This window comes from Sneathiella sedimenti (assembly GCF_017313765.1).
Taxonomy (GTDB): Bacteria; Pseudomonadota; Alphaproteobacteria; order Sneathiellales; family Sneathiellaceae; genus Sneathiella; species Sneathiella sedimenti.
The window spans coordinates 891,099-908,104 of record NZ_JAFLNC010000001.1 but is presented as its reverse complement, the minus strand read 5'-3'; the positions used below and the strand labels follow the sequence as shown (position 1 = coordinate 908,104).

The window sequence follows — 17,006 nt, the reverse complement described above, 5'->3', positions numbered from 1 at the left end:
AAAAAGAAATGGGGCGTTACTGCCGTCTAAATGGCGCCAAGCTCACACCGCCATAGCGCAACCGACTCCGCCGAGCCAGGGATCTGCTGCATCGGTTGCTCCGTAAAGCCGTCTTTCAACTGGCCGGTAAGGTCGGTTTCACTGACTTTCGACATCATGTTTTCGGAAACGACCACACCCGCGCCCTTTGCGGCGACGGTCTTGTCCAAGCGGCTTGCGAGCCCGATCGTATAACCGGACAGGCTAACCTCGGGATCCTCTCCGTCGCCATTAAGATGTACCTTTACAGGGCCATAGTCCGCGCAAATGCAGAAATTTGCGGACTTACCCGCCGGAAGGCCCTGCTTCTCCCCCCAGTCGCTAAGAGCTGACGCCAACTCCCGCGCAGCCCGCAGGCTATTCTCGGCATCATCGGAGCTTCCCTCGGGCAATCCGAAGACTGCCACCACATCACTCTCGCCGAACTGTTCGAGAAAACCGGTATGTTTCACCACCGTTTTCTCGATCAGGGTATAAATCGCATGGAGGAACTGGGCCGAACGCGTCGGCCCAAAGCTCTTGGCCAGGGTCTTGAATCCCGACATGTTGATAAACAATACGGCGACATCAAATTCATTGTTAGCCTTAGATGCACTGGACATTTTAGCCGCTGGCGATTTCGCCATTTTTGACGCGGTGGTCAAAGAAATCTTCTCTTCGCGGGCGGGTGTGTCCAATACCGGGATCAGCGATGCCGGCTTTTTATTCTTCTGCGTCGCAGCGGCCGATTCTTTCTGCTTTTGGGTATCCGGTGACTTTGGCACGGTAGGTTTGGGCGGGACCGGTAGGGAGTTTGGACCCGTAGCCGTTTTTCGCGGCGGAAAAGGCGTTACATTTTGTGCCGCGGACACATCCGTCATTTCTTCCTCTTCTTCAAGCCTGTCTACCGTAGCCGCCGAGGCGGTTTCCTTAAGAGGGCGCTCATCCGGCGTCTTGGGTTGCTCGTCGGCAGGGGTGAGAGTTAGATTATTCTCTGTCTCCTCCTCTTCCGGCACCGGTTCCGGTTCCGGCTCAGTATCTTCTTCCTCCGCCTCCGTCGGCGCCGTTTCTTCTGGCGCAATCTTGGCAACACGGTCGAATGTCCAAGGGGCCGCGAATTGCGTTTCCTCCGCCTCCTCCGCGACTTTTAGGGCAGCACGGCGCCGTTTTGAGACATGCTTTGCCGTCATCAGTACGGCCGTGCACAGGATCATCGCCATTAACGGGAAGGTGAGGCCCAGCCATAGGTTAAAGAGAATAAAGGCCTGGATATTCCCGGCGACGAACAATACCGTCGCGATCACCGCAAGGGTCAACACCGCCCAAATGCTCCGTGCAGCGGCAACCAGCGCAAAAAAGAGACCAATCAAAGCGAGCAGCAGAATATCGAAGACAACAACCTGCTGCGAGCGAATCAACGGGTTCATCCGGTTGAGGTTGTCAATGACGTTGGCGAGATACTCAACTTCCGACATCGCCGAGTCAAATGGCGTGGAGACATGGCTGGCGCTAATATTGGCCGCAAGCCCGACCAGCACCAGCTTGTCCTTGAACTTGTCCGCCGGCAGGCTGCCATCCAGCAGGTCGGAAAAGCGGGTCCGTTTATAGCTGCCGCCGGGTCCATGATAGTTGACGGCGAGGCGCATCCTGTTATCCGTTGGCAGATACAGGGAACCGATATTCAGGCTTTCCCCGAAATTGACCTCGATCGCCTCCATCGGCAAACCAACCCACCGCCGATAAGCTTGCACGGCGAGAGAGGGGTAATAGGATCCGCCATAGCCGACAATCGGGTAGGCATATTGCCGACTGGAGGTTTGCAGCGGTTCATTTATGACATGGCCCGGATGGTTCGACTGCAGCAATTCAGGCGATGGTATCAGATATCCCCCTGCCTCTGCTGGCCGCTTAATCGATGCGGATTCGCGCTGACGGAACACGCTATACGCCGTTTTCTGAATGGGAATAGGCAAGGCCGAGCGGGCGCCAGACTGGCGCTGCAAGGAAAAAGCATAAGGTACGATCACCTCGTCGAGGCCGGCAAGCTTTCTGGCAAGGGAGTCTTCCCCGGCAGTATCTGTCACCTCTCCCGGTGCACTCATGGGTAACATGGCCGGATCAAGAACGACAATCCGCGCTCCGTTGGCGGCAATGGCGTCTATTCCCGAAGACAGGTCCACAGCGGCGATCGCCATATCACCTTCCACCTTTTCTGGCGTTTTCTCAATCAGAACGAGTTCGATGTCAGGGTCCACTGCAATCGGGCCGCGTAGAACAAACCGCCAGTCCAGCAGCTGCCCTTCGATGAGCTGAATGAATGGTTTATCGCGCAAGTTTACAAATGCCACAATCAACGCCGCGCAAATCCCCAGAACGATCATCGCCTGGCTCATTCGGGTTATTGGGGAAGGAAGGCTTTTCGTCATTCTCTACAATACGAAGCTGTTGGCAATTTGTTCATTATCTCAAAGAATTGTCCGGGTAATAGAGTGTCTTAGCCTATCAGCATAGAACAAATTTACTACTGATTTTTTGTTTCCCCAAACAAGTAAGGCGTCCTGACGCCATCGACAAGGAGGCCTTTACCTCCTACCATTATTTTGGAATAATGCACCGGCCGGTTAAAAACAATCAACAACAACCGGTCTGTCCCGCCAGGGAGGGGGAAAAAGATGGCATCCAATAACTATGTCCGGCTCCGGCAAATTTGCCTTGTTGCCACCGATATTGCTGAAACAGAACGGGTACTCAGCCAGATTCTCGGCCTTGAAGTCTGTCACCGTTCCGTGCTCGCAAATTTCGGACTGGAAAATATCATGTTTGCGCTGAACGGCTGCTTTCTTGAAATTGTTGTGCCGACGAAGCCCGACACTGCCGTTGATCGATTCCTCGCGCGCAATAACGGCCGGGGTGGATATATGGCTATTTTTGATTGCGCCGATATCGACCGGCATAAATCGCTCGCCGACGAGGTCGGGGTTGCCCCGATTTACGAGCGGCGCAATGAAAAGGCTGACTTGTTGCAGCTTAACCCCAAACAGACGGGTGCCACCATGATGGAATTCGACCACCATTATGGTGATGATACAATGCTAGGCCACTATGAGTGGGCCGGGGACGATTGGCACAAATATGTTAATACCGAGGTGTCGGGCGATATTCTCGGCATTGAAATTTCCAGCCCCGATGCAGCGGTCCGGGCCAAGCACTGGGGCCATATCTGCGACCGGCCCGTGACGATGCAGGACAAAGTACGCGAAATCGGTCTTGATTACGGCTATATTCGCTTTGTCGATACCGCCGGACAGGGACCGGAACTGTTTACCGCCATTGATATGACGACACATAATCCGGAGGCAATGAAAAACCGGGCGAAAGAAGCCGGCTGTTTGGTCACTAATACGGGGTTCGAATTTTGCGGCGTCGAATTCCGTCTCTCTCCCGCCGCCTGAATACAATAACAGTAAACCGCGCCAAGGCGCCAATAATCTCCCGGAAAGGGGAAAATATGACAATTTTGGATCTCGATAATTTCGAAACCGATTTCTGGAAGGACGTGGATAAACGCGCGACCTGGGATCAAATCATTCCCGGCGAATTGCGTGATACAACCCCGGTAACGCTCACTAAAGAAGTGATTGCCCGTTTCGCCAAGGGCGTAGGGGAAGATAACCCGCTCTATTTCGATGAAGAGTATGCGAAAACGACAATCTACGGCGGAATAATCGCCCCTCCCTCCATTCATATCCTTCTGATGTTCGCCTGCACCACGACAGAGGACTGGATGCGCTCCCCCGGCACCATCAATGCGGGACAGAACTGGTCCTATCATGTACCGATCCGCCCCGGCGACACCATCACCATGCGCGGCACCGCGCTTGACCGCTTTATCCGCAAGGACCGTTTATTCGCCGTCCATGAAAACAGCTTCACCAACCAGCATGGCGAAATTGTCTGCACCGGCCGTGGCCAGACCATCCGGCCCGCATAAATAATAAAAAGGATACTAAAATGACGGCAGAAGAACAGTTTAACAAGGTTGACGAGGGCGAGGTTATCACCGGGCGGCCCTTCACGGTCTCGCGCGATACCATCCAGGCGTTCGCGGACGCCTCACTCGACTACAACCCGCTTCATTTCGATGACAACTATATGAAGAACAAGTTCGGCAAGACCAGCTTTGACGGCGTCATTATGCACGGGATGCAGAATTTCGCGCTGATCACCCGTACGCTTACTGACTGGCTGATCCCACGTGGCGGATTTCATCGGCGGCTGGAAACGCGCTGGCTGAAGCCGGTACAGCTTGGCCATACCATCACCCCGGTAGTTACCCTGCAGAGCAAGAAGAAGACGGAAAAGGGATACTGGCTCCTCTTCGATGTGGAAGTGACCAACCAGGACGGCATGCTTGTCGCCATGGGCAACGCCATGGCCGAATTCATCGATATAATTCCTGGAAAAAGATAAGACCGTCGCGTTACGCGTTGGTACGGTTTCTTAGGATGGCGGCCAAGTCATCCAACCCGTATCGTTCGGCATCCTCAAGCGCGGAGGTATAGGCATCGATCCGCGTCTTGAGATGCGGATCGGCGCCGTGCGCGATCAGGATTTCAGCCGCCTTTAGATCCCGCTGCGCGACTGCATAGTGCAGCGGGGTCCAGTCGTTTATTCCCCGCTGATGAATATCGGCTCCGTGATCGAGCATTAGGGTCAGCAGGTCGTATTTATCTTCCCGATCCGTTTCAAGAAGCGTGAAAAGTGCCGGAAACCCATCCACCACACTGTAATTCACATCTGCCCCAATCTCGAGAAGTTCCCTGATCAGGGACGCAGGCGACCAGCAAAATGCGTACTCAAGCGGTGTGCCGGCACACCCCAACTCATAAGGTTGCTGGCTATTGGGGAAACCCGGTGGGTCATCGAGAAGTTTTCGGATCGATTTGAGATCGCCGGCGTGATAAGCGGCATGCAACGCAATGGCCCGCCGCTGGAATTCGGATGGGTCCTCTGCCATGGGCTGTACTATATCAGGTATAAGGGTATAACGCAGCGTAAAATTCGCCTGTGAATTATTCTGCGGTTGGCGCCGGATAAGCACGGGTTATCACCTCTTTCCATGCCGGATCGGTCCAGAAATCAACTGGCCGGGAGACGGAAATTCCACGCGTTGTAAGGTCATCACAAAAGATATCGACAATCAGGTCCGCATTCAGGTCATGACTGTGGTCATCATAGGCCGCAGCTTCCGCTTCATCCTTGAAACAATATCCTTTCCACAGGACGGAAAGCCGCACCTCCTCAAAGGCGAGATCGGCGAAAGGCTTGCCCTGATCCATGACTTGCCAGCGTTTGTCTTCCATCAGGGTGAGCGTCGCGTCATAGTCGAGATTGTCATAGCGATGATGTTCTGCCGCCGGGCCAACGCTGCCAACCCGGTGAAACATATATTCGTTGTCCGCCAGCACGCAGCAATTGTTATAGGGCGGCTGCTCTGTTTTCGAGGGCCCGCCCAGGCCATCCGGCCAGTATTCAAACTCTCCGCCCGCACCGTCATAGAACCAGGTAATCGCCGAGGCAACCGGAACCGCCCAATCGTGAAACAGGCCGGAATATCCCATTGGCGCCAGCATCCAGCTTGGTACCTCTCGGTTTTGGGCGCCCCGGAAAAAAGGCAAGTCCTGATGCGCCGGAAGGCCTTTTGCCGGCAGGTTGAGATTGGTCATCATGGCGACCGGGCGGATTACCTCCGCCGTAAAGGATTTTTTCGCCGCCTCAATAAATTTCTGGTTATAGAAAAACGGCTCCGCCCCATCGAATACGACCCTGCCGCCAAGTGCCCAGAAATTGCGGAACCACCCGCCGGATGTCTCCCCGACGTTCTTGTGTACGGCGGAGAGTGTCTTGTACGGGCTGCCCTTCCTGATGAGATCGACCACGCCTTCTGGATCGTCAAAGGCTGGATCCAGCCGGACCGGCGGTGCCAACAAGTGTTTTGGCCGCACGGTGATTTCAACACCCATGATCGTTCTCCCTTATTCTTGTTCTTTCAGAGAGTGTGCCACAATATTAAATGCCCCGCAAACGCCGGTATCGTTCTTATTCAGCAGGGCTGACCCGTTGTTGTAGGGTCCGGCGGACACGCCCCGGCAGAAGAAGTGCGGCCAGAGAAATAAGCGCGGCAACAATGGCGACAACGGTAATCACGCCAGAGAAACCGGCCCCCGCCTCCAGGATATAGCGTGCTGCCAGCAGGGACAGCGCGCCAATCACCAGATTGAGCAGCAGCTTGACGGACATGACTTTTGCCCGCCATGCATCCGGCACATAACGCGAGATAACGGTATCGGTAATCGGAATTTGTCCAAAGACGAAGGCCATGGCGAGCAGGGTCGCAAAGAACAGCGCATAGTTCACCTGCGTCGCCATAATCCCGATCAGGACAGGCTGCGCCAGTGCAATAATGAACAGTACCGGCTTGATCCGGTATTTATCAATCAAACGACCGACCACAAGCTGGGCAAAAGCGGCAATCGCATAAACCAGTGCTGCCAGCAGCCCTGTCGTTGCGATGTTTGAGGTGACATCCGGCAGGCTGACTTCAAACATCCGCGGGATGACAAAGGTCATGGTACCAAAGACAAACCCGCCAGCAGAAGTGACCAGCGCGATGGCGATCAGGGCCCGCTTCCATCCCGGAGCGAAACCGACAATTTCCTTTTCCCCGGCGGGAAAGGCAGGCGGCCGCGCGCCGCCCCGACGGGCGAACATGTAAAAGCCGATACCGGTCAGAATGGCGACGATTCCCGGAAGGATAAAGGCAAGCTGCCAATTATAGTCCGCGAGGATAAACCCCGTAATCAGGGGCGCGGCGGCAACGCCCATATTGCCCCAGACCCCGTTTATCCCGACGCGCCAACCAACCCGGCCGCCGCCCTGAACCACCATCGCCAGGCCCACCGGGTGATAAATCGATGCAAACAGTCCGATTGCGGCCAGGCCAAGGGCAATTTCGATCGGGGATCGGGCAAAACTGGTGCCAATGGCGGAAAGACCAATCCCGATGAAAAAGACCGTGATCATGCCGACACGGTTCCATTTGTCGGCCAGATGAGCGGCAATTGGCGCCCCGGCGCCGAAAAGGATAAGGGAGGGAATGCCATAGGGCAGCATTTCCGCATACGCACCATCCTCGGCAAGTCCAAAAAACAGCCCCGCGCTGAACGCCGCCTTTGCGAAAATCAGCATAAACAGATGATCAATAAAGTGACCAAAATTAAGAAAGGTAAACCGCATTTGCTGCTGGGTCACGGAACTTATCCTGTTCTGGGGCGCTACCGCCGGTCGGTAACCGCGCTTTTTATTATCCGCCTAATTTATCATAATGACAAACGGTCTGTCACAATAGTTTTTCTACCTTGTCGTGTTAGGAAAATTGTTCCCATTTTCGCATTGCATTGCGAGTCAAAAGTCCTAATATAGCAACTGCTCATCGGGGTGCCTTTAGAGGCTGAGAAGCATTCGCTGACCCGCAGAACCTGATCCGGTTAGCACCGGCGGAGGGAATTGAGGCCGGTTCATCGTAATAAATGCACATCGCGCCCTTCCCTTCAACGAACGAAAGGAAGAATGACGGTATGCACGAGAACATATCTAAACAGCTCTTGCAGGAAATGAAAATCCGCCGTCCGGCTGTTCACTGCCTTACCAATACGGTGGTACAGGCCTTGACCGCAAATACGCTGCTTGCCGTCGGGGCCATTCCGTCCATGTCGTCGGATATTGCCGAGGTCGCGGATTTCACGAAAAGCGCAGACGCCCTTCTTGTCAACATTGGAACCTTGGACGGGGACCTGAAAACCTCGATCAAGGCCGCCATCGCCGCGGCGCGAGACAACAACATTCCCTGGATATTTGACCCTGTTTTTATTGACCGTTCACGGCCGCGCGCCGCCTATGCGAAAGAACTCCTCTCACTGGGCCCGGCACTGATCCGCGGAAATAAAGGGGAGATTGCGCTTTTGGGTGGAAGTCCCGCCGAACTTGCGCGGAAAACCGGAGCCATCGTCGCCATGACAGGCGTAACCGATATCGTCACCGACGGCAACATGGAAATCACTGTAGAGGGCGGGCACGAACTGATGAGTCTGGTTACGGGTATCGGCTGCGCCGGGACAGCTTTGCTCGGTGCGTGTCTCGCTATCGTCCCGCCGGAAAAACGACTGCAGGCGGTTGCCGCGGGCCTTTCTCTTCTGGGCGAGGCCGGAGAAAAAGCCGCCACGCAAGCGGCGGGCCCGGGCACCTTCGCCGCCCTGATCCTCGACCAAATATACCAGATTAGCCAATCCAGCCTTCAGGAAAGGAAGGAATGATGACGAAACAACCATTCTCCCGCCGAAAATTTCTTGCCGCCTCCAGTGTTGGCGTTGCGAGTGCCGGCCTCTTCCCCGCGCCCGCACTTGCCAGCGGAAAGAGGCAATGGAAGATGGTCACCTCATGGCCAAAAGGTGCGCCCGGTGTCGGCGTGACAGCCCAACGCCTCGCGGACCGTATCACCGCCATGAGTGACGGAAAGCTTTCGGTTAAGCTTTATGCCGCCGGTGAACTCGTCCCGGCACTGGAGGTTTTCGGAGCGGTCGGTGGCGGCACGGCGGAGCTTGGCCATACCGCGTCCTTCTTCTGGCAGGGCAAGGCGAAAGCAAGCGTCTTCTTTACCACGGTTCCCTTTGGCCTGACCGCGTTGGAGCATATGGCCTGGGTCAATCAGGGCGGCGGGCAGGAGCTTTGGGACAAACTCTATCAACCCTTTGATATCAAACCGTTTATGGCCGGAAATACGGGCATACAGATGGGCGGCTGGTTCAAGAAGGAAATCACGTCGCTGGACGATATAAGGGGCGTGAAGATCCGCAGCGCGGGCCTTGGCGGGGATCTGTTCGAAGAACTGGGGGCGACGGCCGTGCTCTTGGCGCCCGGCGATATTTTTCCCGGGCTGCAGAACGGCCTGATTGATGCCGCCGAGTTTCTTGGGCCCTGGAGTGACCGGGCTTTCGGTTTTTACAAGGCCGCGCCCTATTATTACTGGCCGTCCTTCAACAAGCCGAACGGAACCGCAGAATGCCTTGTCAATCGCACCGCGTTTGAAGAATTGAGCGGAGACCTGAAAGCGGTTGTCGCCAATGCCTGCCAGTCCGAAAACGCCATCGGGCTCTCGGAATCTGATTGGGAAAACGGCCGCGCCCTCGATGACCTGGTGCAGAATAAGAAGGTGAACTTGCGCGAGTTTCCAAAGGATCTTTTAGCGCGTGCGCGAGAGCTGACTCCGGGTCTGCTGGATAAGTTCGTGGCCGGAGATCCGATGGCGGAGGAGGTTCTTTCCTCCTATCGCACCGCGCTCGCGCTGTCCGAAAGCTGGTCGCGGGTCAGCCGTCAGGCCTTTTTTGCCGCCCGCGATTCCTGAGGTTCCCCTAACCACTATGGTGATCCCGAAAAGCGATTAAGCTAAATACGATACCATTATGGTATAGGTTTGTGCGGGGTCGTGAATTTTTAACACCATAATGGTTGCCTCAAAGCCTTTGTTCAGGCACGGAAATCACTCTTGACACTTGCCCGAACTCCCGTCCTAATGAGGGAAGGCGGGAATTTTGAAAGAGGTGAATCGTCATGGGATTGGAAAGTCTTCTCATCTTCTTGCTAATCGGTGCAGTGGCCGGCTGGCTGGCTGGGCTGATCATAAAGGGCTTCGGTTTCGGCCTGATCGGCAACATCGTCGTTGGCATCATCGGTGCCTTTCTTGCCGGGTTCATCCTGCCACAAGTCGGCATTGACATCGGCGGCGGTATTCTCGGTGCCATCATCCACGCAACGATCGGCGCTGTGCTGTTCCTGTTCATCATCAAGCTCATCAAATCTCGAGGCTGACGCAGCCGTAAATCGCGTTGGAAACTTCCATGTCCTTCCAGAATGGTCTCATACTCATCGGTGGGCTTATTGTCCTTGCTGTCATCGGCGGCTTTGTCGGGATGCACTTTTTCTATAAATCCATCTACCAGTTTGGTCAGTCGACGGATGGCCCGGAAAACTATGGACTTGAGGGCGTTCAAGAAGTGGCCTTTCCCTCGGAGGATGGGACGGAAATAGCCGCCTGGATCAAGCCGCCACAAGGAAAAGCGCCGGTTATTCTCTATTTCATGGGAAATTTCACGTCAATCGGGCCGTCCGTCAGCCGATTGAAACCCTTTCTGGAAAAAGGGTACGGGGTCGCCGCCCTCGTCTATCGCGGATCGAGCGGCAAGACGGGGACCTCGTCAGAGGAGGCTTTTGCCGCCGACGCCCGCGCCCTGTATGACCAGCTTGACATATTGATGAAGGTTGAAATCCCCGAAACCCGGCGTATTGCCCATGGATACAGCCTTGGAACCGGGATTTCTGTTCGGCTCGCGGCAGAGCGCCCCGTCGCCGCCCTGACCCTGGAGGCAGCCTACGCCCGTTTCTGCGATTATTTCACGGATAAATATTATGGCCTCCCGTTCTGCCGTCTCATGACACAGGAACGGTATGATTCAATAGACCGCATTGGCGCGGTAAAGGCGCCGATTCTCATGCTGCATGGCGAACAGGACGACGCCATTCGGATCACCTCTGCCCGGCGACTCTTTGACGCTGCAAACGAGCCAAAACAATTCAGAACCTATACCGACGGGACGCACGTCAATCTCGCGGATCAGGGACTGATAGAGGACAGTCTCGCCTTCTACCGGGTTCATGTTCCGGACGCTAAGTTCACCGATTAAGCAGCAACTCGTTCAGAATCTTGCCGATCTCGCTGATTGTTGGATCGATCATCATGTTGAAGTGATCGCAGTCGAAAATCATTACCTCAATATTTCCGGAAACGAATTTATCCCAGCCGAGGTGCGGGCCGGCTCGCAGGAAGTCCATGCTCGCCTGTCTGCCTTTAAACAGCAGAACATCATCAGGGTAATCCGCAGGTCGATAACGGCTTTCCGCCGTGAGATAGGCGCTGGTCATCCGCTGGCCAACTAGCTCGTCGGGGATTTTCTCCCCCTTTGCAAGTAGCTCAGCGATTTGCGCCATTTCACGTCCGGCAGAGCGACTCTGCCATTTCCGGATTGGCCATTTGAGGGCGAATCCCAGGCTCCAGTGACGTGCTGTCCATATTTTCTCTAGAATACTGACCGGTTGCGGGTCGATGTCCGGCGCGAGAGTATCGAAGAAGATCAGGTGACCCACTTCGTGCCCGGCTGCGCGCAACTGCTGCGCCATTTCAAAGGCAATCACCCCGCCACCGGAATAGCCGGCGAGATTATACGGCCCCTCTGGCTGGCTCTTAAGAATCGCGGCAACGTAGCAACTCGCCATCTCCTCAATTGTTTCGTGAATTTCCGGTTCGCCGTCCGAGCCAAGGGCGCGTAAAGCATAGAAAGGTATCTTGGAATCGATATAGCCAGAGAGCGACCTGAAATTGAGAACATTGCCGCCCGCACCATGGACCAGATAGAGAGGCTTTACTTGCGGTGCTCCCTTCTTGATCCGAACCAGGGGCGACCAGTCTGAATCACTATCTGTAACCGTTACGGTGTCGGAGCCTGCCGACATCTCAATATCGATACCGCCTTTGGAAATCACCATCTCCGAGAGGAGGCGCAATGTTGGCGCCTGGAACAAGGTGGCAAGTGGCAGATCCGTGTCATATTCTTTGCGAATTTTCGCGAAAAGGCGCACCGCGGCCAACGAATGGCCGCCCAGATCAAAGAAGTCGGCATCCGGTTCTGCCTGGTCCACGCCGAGAAGATCGGACCAGAATTCAGCAATTTTTTCCTCGACCGAGTTGGCATATGCTGTCTGGCTGCCGGCTTGTTCTTTGCGCGCTCCGTCAGACTTTTTCCGCCGTTGCGCCCCGATCCGCGCCATCTCGCGGGCAATATCCGTCATTGACGTCGGCGAGACAACGATCGTTTTCGCATCTGAATTAAGGACCCGGCGGAATACCGCAGGCGCATCTTCCGCGGCAATGCCTTGTGCAATCATGATATCAACGAGCTGTTCCGGCGCGCGCGCGGTGTCGAAGCTGGTGCCTTCAACGCGACTGAGCGCGAACCCCTCCAGAATCATGAGCGGCGCGCCCTTCTCATCAGAAAAGACGACATCGAAGCTTGCGAACCGTCCCGGTGTCTCCGCAACCAGACGCGCCCGCGCAACAAAGCGGGGCGTTAAGGGTCTCAGAATACGCAGGCGGTCGATGGACATTGGCGCATAGAACGCGCCCTCGGTGCCAACGTCTGCCAGCAGATTGAGCCCGATCGTCGCCGCCGTATCCGTCAGCCCCGGGTGGGCCGCATAGGTTTCGAGGTCTGCGAGATATGCTTCTGGCAGGGCAAAGTCCGCCTCGACAATCTGGGCGCCAACGCGAATCTCCCCGACATTATCCCAGCGCGGACCAAAATCAATCAGCTCCTCTTGCGAATCCTGGCCGCTGTTTTCGGAGACGGACATATTTGCGGGCGCCTGAAGGCCCGCGGGCAACTTGCGATCCGTCAACCGTTTCAACATGAGATTGGCACGGCAATGCTCGATCAGCGGCGCCTCCGCCGAGGCACTGCTTTGTACCTGGAAGTCATACCCACGGTCTGTCGGGGTCAGGGTGACGACAACGCGCGCCCGAACTCCATCCGGAAATATCATCGGGCTTAACAGGGAGAGAGACTGGATTTCCCATTTGCGCCCGGGCGCGGCCTGTTCCATCGCGGCGCGGACGATCTCGATATAGGCTGTACCCGGCAAAACGGGAACGCCACCGACCACATGCTCGGCGAGAACCCAAAGATCAGCCGGATCGTAATAGCATGTAAAAGAAAGAGTTCCGTTGTCATCCGTCTCGATCGGACCTAGAAGAGGATGCGCGCCTGCCACACCCACTTCCTGACTACGATAGGCGCGGGCGGCCATCCCGACATCACGCCAGACTCCCCAGGAAATCGCGATACCATCGGCGCGCGACGCGGCGAGGCTTTCCAGATAGCTGTTTGCTGCGACGTAATCAACCTGACCCGGCGGGGCCGTAATGACCGAGGTGGAGGAAAAAACCGCAAAGAAATCAAGTTTGCCGGGCGGCAGCAGGGCCGACAGATTTTCCCCGCCCTCCACTTTCGGGGCGAGCACATGATGGGTGTCTTCCAGACTTTTCCCGAGCATCGGCGCATCATCCATGATACCGGCTCCGTGGAACACCCCGTCGAGGCCGCCAATGTCCGCCTTGATCTTCTCAAGGGCCCTACTTAACGCCGGCTTGTCCGAAACATCCGCAGACAGATACAGCAGCTTGCCGCCCGCAGCTTCAATTGCCAGTGCGGTTTTCAGGGCCGCCGCCTCCCGTGAAGACGGCGCTGTCTCAATGACCTTTTCCCACTCGCGCCGATCGGGCATTTCCTTCCGGCCAATCAGGGCGACTTTTGCTTTCGCCGCTGTTCCAAGATAGTGCGCGAGTTCCAATCCGATACCTCCCGCGCCACCGGTAATCAGATACCGACCACCCTCTTTCACCCGCTTGGGCAAGGCATCCGACGTTGTAACCGGCAGGGAGTCCAGTTGCTGCGCATAGCGTTGACGCCCGCGGAAAGCGATGCAGTCGTCCGCGGTGGTTCCGCCCTGTTCATCAAGGATCGCCCGCGCAGCCCAGACCGGGTCTTCCGCCGTTTCCAGGTCTATATACTGGGCGCTCAAGCCCGGAACTTCCCGGGGCGCCACGCGAACTGGCCCGATCAGGGTGCCAAGCGCCGGATAGGGGATCGGCTCCCCGGCGACGGAAAAGCCCCCACTTCCGATAAAGGTCAGGCGTAAATCTTCGGCCGGATCAGCAGACTGTATGGCTCGGGCGAGGCAAAAGGCACTGTCGAACAACCCTTCCTGACCGTCCGCTGCCGCCGCCATTGGCCAGGCATGAATAATATGACTCGGCATGACCGCGAGATCAAAAAAGAGTGCATCATAATCTTGCGCCACGTTTGCCGCGAGGCGATATCCGCCCGCCTCTTTTCGGAATTCATCGCCAGGCCGAACGATGATCACATCCTCCCGCCGTTCGGACAGTTCGGCGACAAGGGCATCCGAGACCGGATCCCCGCCATGAAAGAGGAGCCAGTGGCTACCATGGCGTGGCTCGGCGGGCGGGATCGGCGCAAATTTCCAGCTTTTCGTAACGAACCAGTCGTCAGTATTTTCCTGCCGGGTAAGATGAACGGCATTTGCGCTCTCCGCGTCCTCGGCATTGACCGCGCCGCCAACCCCCGGCTCGATCCAGTGGCGATCGCGCGCGAAAGAGTAGGTTGGCAGGGAGACGCGCCTGCCCTCGGCACCTGGCAGCTTTTCCCAGTCAAGTGTCCCGCCAACGGTCCAGATATGTCCTGCCGCCACTAGTGCATGCGCCATGTCGTCATCCACGTCTTTGGGTGGACGGCCCGAGGAAATCACAGCCAGCGGATCATTCTCCGCCCGGCACATCTCCGCAAGCGGTCCGAGTGTCTGTCCCGGTCCCACTTCCAGCAGGATACGGTTCGGCTTTTGCAGCACGGTTTCGATCGCATCGGCAAAGCGGACTGTATGACGCAGATGGTCAACCCAGTAATCGATGGTCGAGAAGTCGCCGTTTTTCGGCCAGTTGCCACGCAAGGTGGACACAAAGGGAATTTCCGGCTCTGTTAGCTGGATACCCTGAATGCCTTTGCGGAAATTATCAAGCTGGTCATCGAGAATCCGACTGTGGGCAGCAACATTGATACGCACCCGCGTCGCTTCATATTCCGTTCCCTTAAGCTCACTCTCCAGCGCGTCAATTCTTGCAACCTCGCCGGATACCACACAGAGGTCCGGCGCATTGAGCGCCGCGATATCCAGTTGATCACCGATCAGTTCCGACACTTTTTCGCGCGGTGCAGGAATAATACTCATTGCGCCAGCAGCGGCTGCATCCATCACCTTGCCGCGCCAGACGACAATTTTAAGCGCGTCAGCAACCGACATCACCCGGGCGATCACAGCCCCCGCATATTCGCCTGCACTATGACCGAGAACAGCGGCGGGTTCCACGCCCCAGCTCCTGAACATCGTGGCGTAGGCATACTCCAGCACAAACAGCGCCGGGATGGCGTAACCCGACATCTCCATCTTGCCGCGCGCCTCTGCATCCCCGAGGGTTTTCTCGAACATGACGCTGCGAAGATCGGCGGGCGCGTCGGCCGGCATCTGTGCAAAACACTCATCAACCGCCACCCGGAACGCATCGGAACTTGCAAGCAGCCCCGCGCCTGCGCCTGGGTACTGTGCGCCACCGCCCGGAAACATGAACACCACTTCTGCCTTACCGGTGCCAACGCTTCCTTCGGCAACATGATCGGGCTGGTCGTTCCAGAGCCCTGCTTTAAGGTCCTCCACACTTTTCGCGACAAGGACCCGACGCTCGGAAAACTCACGGCGGCCATGGCGCAACGTAAAGGCAGCGTCGGCAAGCTCGGGCATTTCCGGCGACGCAGCAAAATCCCGCCATTTCTCCTGAAGGCCATCCAGCGCCTTCCTGTCCCGCGCCGAAAAGGGAAACAACCGCCAGCTTTCCGCATGGGTAACGACGGGGCGAAGCGGGGCCTCCTCGATTATCGCATGGGCATTCGTGCCGCCGACCCCGAGTGAATTGATCCCGGCGCGCCGCGGAATAGAGCCGCGCGGCCAGGGTTTGGTCTCCGCCACCACATAAAAGGGGCTGTTTGCAATATCAAACCGGCTGTTCGGTGTTTTGTAGTTGAGCGAGGCCGGCAAGATTTCATGGCGCAGCGCCTCCACCACCTTGATCAAGCTGGTGGTGCCTGCCGCCGTATCAAGATGGCCGATATTGCTCTTGACCGACCCGATCCCGCAAAACCCTGTTCCGCCTTCACCATACACCTGCGACAGCCCCGCAAGCTCGATCGGGTCGCCGACCGGTGTTCCCGTGCCATGCGCCTCGATATAGCTGACCGTTTCCGCCGGGACACCGGCAATGGCGAGGGCCTCGGCCGCCGCCTCCGCCTGGCCGTCGACGCTGGGAGCAAGATATCCCGCCTTCTGTGCGCCATCGTTATTTACCGCAGAGCCGATCAGCACCGCCTTGATGTCATCGCCATCGGCCAGGGCATCCTCTAGCCGGCGCAGGACCACAAGTGCCGCACCGGAGCCAAATACGGTTCCCTCACTGTCATTATCAAACGGGCGACAAAGGCCATCCGGCGACTGGATTTCCCCCTCGGCGAATTTATAGCCGTGGCGATGCGGCAGCTCCACCGTCACGCCGCCGGCAATGGCCATGTCACACTCCATGGAAAGGAGGCTGGCCGCGGCCTGATGCACCGCGACGAGCGAGGTGGAACAGGCCGTCTGGATCGCGACGGAGGGGCCCTGCAGATTCAGAAGATAGGACAGGCGGGTGGTGAGAAAATCCTTGTCATTGCCCGTATGCCGGAGCAGGAACAGACCGATTTCCTCCACGAGATCGGGATTGGTGAGCAGATTATATGGCAAATAAGCCTGCATGCCGGAGCCCGCAAAAACGCCGATACGTCCGTCGAAATTCTCGGGCATATGACCTGCATCCTCGAAGGCCTCCCACGCGCATTCAAGAAAATGGCGGTGCTGCGGATCAAGGATTGAGGCCTCGCGCGGGGAAAAACCGAAAAAACCGGCATCAAAGCATTCCATGTCGGAAAGGTAGTTGGCCGCCTTCACATAATTGGGATTAGCCAGCTCCTTAGGGCTGACGCCGTTTTCAAGCATTTCCTCATCGGTGAACCAGCGCGTGCCGATACGTTCGTTTGCCAGCAGATTCCAAAGCTGCGCAACAGAACGCGCAGACGGAAATCGCCCTGCCATGCCGACAATAGCGATCCTCTCAGAAGCCTGAATTCCCTCATTGCTCTCTGTCATTACTTCCGCTCATTCCC

Annotated in this window: 12 protein-coding genes and 1 riboswitch; of the genes, 7 read left to right on the top strand and 5 right to left on the bottom strand. The window is 56.6% G+C overall.

The window, feature by feature from the left end; genetic code table 11:
* Nucleotides 1–26 precede the first annotated feature (26 nt).
* On the bottom strand, nucleotides 27–2,444 hold the full coding sequence (locus J0X12_RS04285; protein WP_207042595.1) for an adenylate/guanylate cyclase domain-containing protein: 2,418 nt from the start codon (nucleotides 2,442–2,444) through the stop codon (nucleotides 27–29).
* Nucleotides 2,445–2,690: 246 nt separating this feature from the next.
* Here J0X12_RS04285 and J0X12_RS04280 point away from each other — a divergent pair, with 246 nt between their 5' ends.
* The 3 genes from J0X12_RS04280 to J0X12_RS04270 are packed head-to-tail and all read left to right on the top strand — an operon-like array spanning nucleotide 2,691 to nucleotide 4,488.
* On the top strand, nucleotides 2,691–3,470 hold the full coding sequence (locus tag J0X12_RS04280) for a VOC family protein (protein ID WP_207042593.1): 780 nt from the start codon (nucleotides 2,691–2,693) through the stop codon (nucleotides 3,468–3,470).
* Between the two features lie 56 nt (nucleotides 3,471–3,526).
* Nucleotides 3,527–4,009, top strand: a complete 483-nt coding sequence (locus tag J0X12_RS04275; protein WP_207042592.1) for a MaoC family dehydratase — start codon at nucleotides 3,527–3,529, stop codon at nucleotides 4,007–4,009.
* A gap of 20 nt (nucleotides 4,010–4,029) precedes the next feature.
* Nucleotides 4,030–4,488 carry a MaoC family dehydratase gene (locus J0X12_RS04270; protein WP_207042591.1) on the top strand — a complete coding sequence of 153 codons (459 nt, stop codon included), beginning with the start codon at nucleotides 4,030–4,032 and terminating at the stop codon, nucleotides 4,486–4,488.
* 10 nt (nucleotides 4,489–4,498) lie between these two features.
* On the opposite strand, the gene J0X12_RS04265 is transcribed toward J0X12_RS04270, so the two are convergent.
* The 3 genes from J0X12_RS04265 to J0X12_RS04255 form a co-directional block, all read right to left on the bottom strand.
* Nucleotides 4,499–5,035 (bottom strand): ankyrin repeat domain-containing protein, encoded by a 537-nt coding sequence (locus tag J0X12_RS04265; RefSeq protein WP_207042590.1) that lies wholly within the window; start codon nucleotides 5,033–5,035, stop codon nucleotides 4,499–4,501.
* Nucleotides 5,036–5,090: 55 nt separating this feature from the next.
* Complete coding sequence (locus J0X12_RS04260) at nucleotides 5,091–6,041, bottom strand: hypothetical protein (RefSeq protein WP_207042589.1); 951 nt, start codon at nucleotides 6,039–6,041, stop codon at nucleotides 5,091–5,093.
* 76 nt (nucleotides 6,042–6,117) lie between these two features.
* Nucleotides 6,118–7,329: an MFS transporter gene (locus tag J0X12_RS04255; protein ID WP_207042588.1), complete on the bottom strand. Its 1,212-nt coding sequence runs from the start codon at nucleotides 7,327–7,329 to the stop codon at nucleotides 6,118–6,120.
* Nucleotides 7,330–7,501: 172 nt separating this feature from the next.
* Nucleotides 7,502–7,601: riboswitch (TPP riboswitch) on the top strand.
* A gap of 54 nt (nucleotides 7,602–7,655) precedes the next feature.
* On the opposite strand from J0X12_RS04255, the gene J0X12_RS04250 reads away from it, so the two are divergent.
* The 4 genes from J0X12_RS04250 to J0X12_RS04235 all read left to right on the top strand — a co-directional run bounded on the left by J0X12_RS04250 (nucleotide 7,656) and on the right by J0X12_RS04235 (nucleotide 10,814).
* Nucleotides 7,656–8,390 carry a hydroxyethylthiazole kinase gene (locus tag J0X12_RS04250; protein WP_207042587.1) on the top strand — a complete coding sequence of 245 codons (735 nt, stop codon included), beginning with the start codon at nucleotides 7,656–7,658 and terminating at the stop codon, nucleotides 8,388–8,390.
* Nucleotides 8,387–9,478, top strand: a complete 1,092-nt coding sequence (locus J0X12_RS04245; protein WP_207042578.1) for a TRAP transporter substrate-binding protein — start codon at nucleotides 8,387–8,389, stop codon at nucleotides 9,476–9,478. Before J0X12_RS04250 ends, J0X12_RS04245 begins: the two co-directional genes overlap by 4 nt.
* A gap of 206 nt (nucleotides 9,479–9,684) precedes the next feature.
* The gene (locus J0X12_RS04240) at nucleotides 9,685–9,942 is read left to right on the top strand and encodes a GlsB/YeaQ/YmgE family stress response membrane protein (protein ID WP_207042576.1); all 258 of its coding nucleotides are present in this window, start codon (nucleotides 9,685–9,687) and stop codon (nucleotides 9,940–9,942) included.
* Between the two features lie 29 nt (nucleotides 9,943–9,971).
* Nucleotides 9,972–10,814, top strand: a complete 843-nt coding sequence (locus J0X12_RS04235; RefSeq protein ID WP_207042574.1) for an alpha/beta hydrolase — start codon at nucleotides 9,972–9,974, stop codon at nucleotides 10,812–10,814.
* On the opposite strand, the gene J0X12_RS04230 is transcribed toward J0X12_RS04235, so the two are convergent.
* Nucleotides 10,804–16,989: a type I polyketide synthase gene (locus tag J0X12_RS04230; protein WP_207042572.1), complete on the bottom strand. Its 6,186-nt coding sequence runs from the start codon at nucleotides 16,987–16,989 to the stop codon at nucleotides 10,804–10,806. The two genes, J0X12_RS04235 and J0X12_RS04230, sit on opposite strands and share 11 nt — an antisense overlap.
* Nucleotides 16,990–17,006 lie beyond the last annotated feature (17 nt).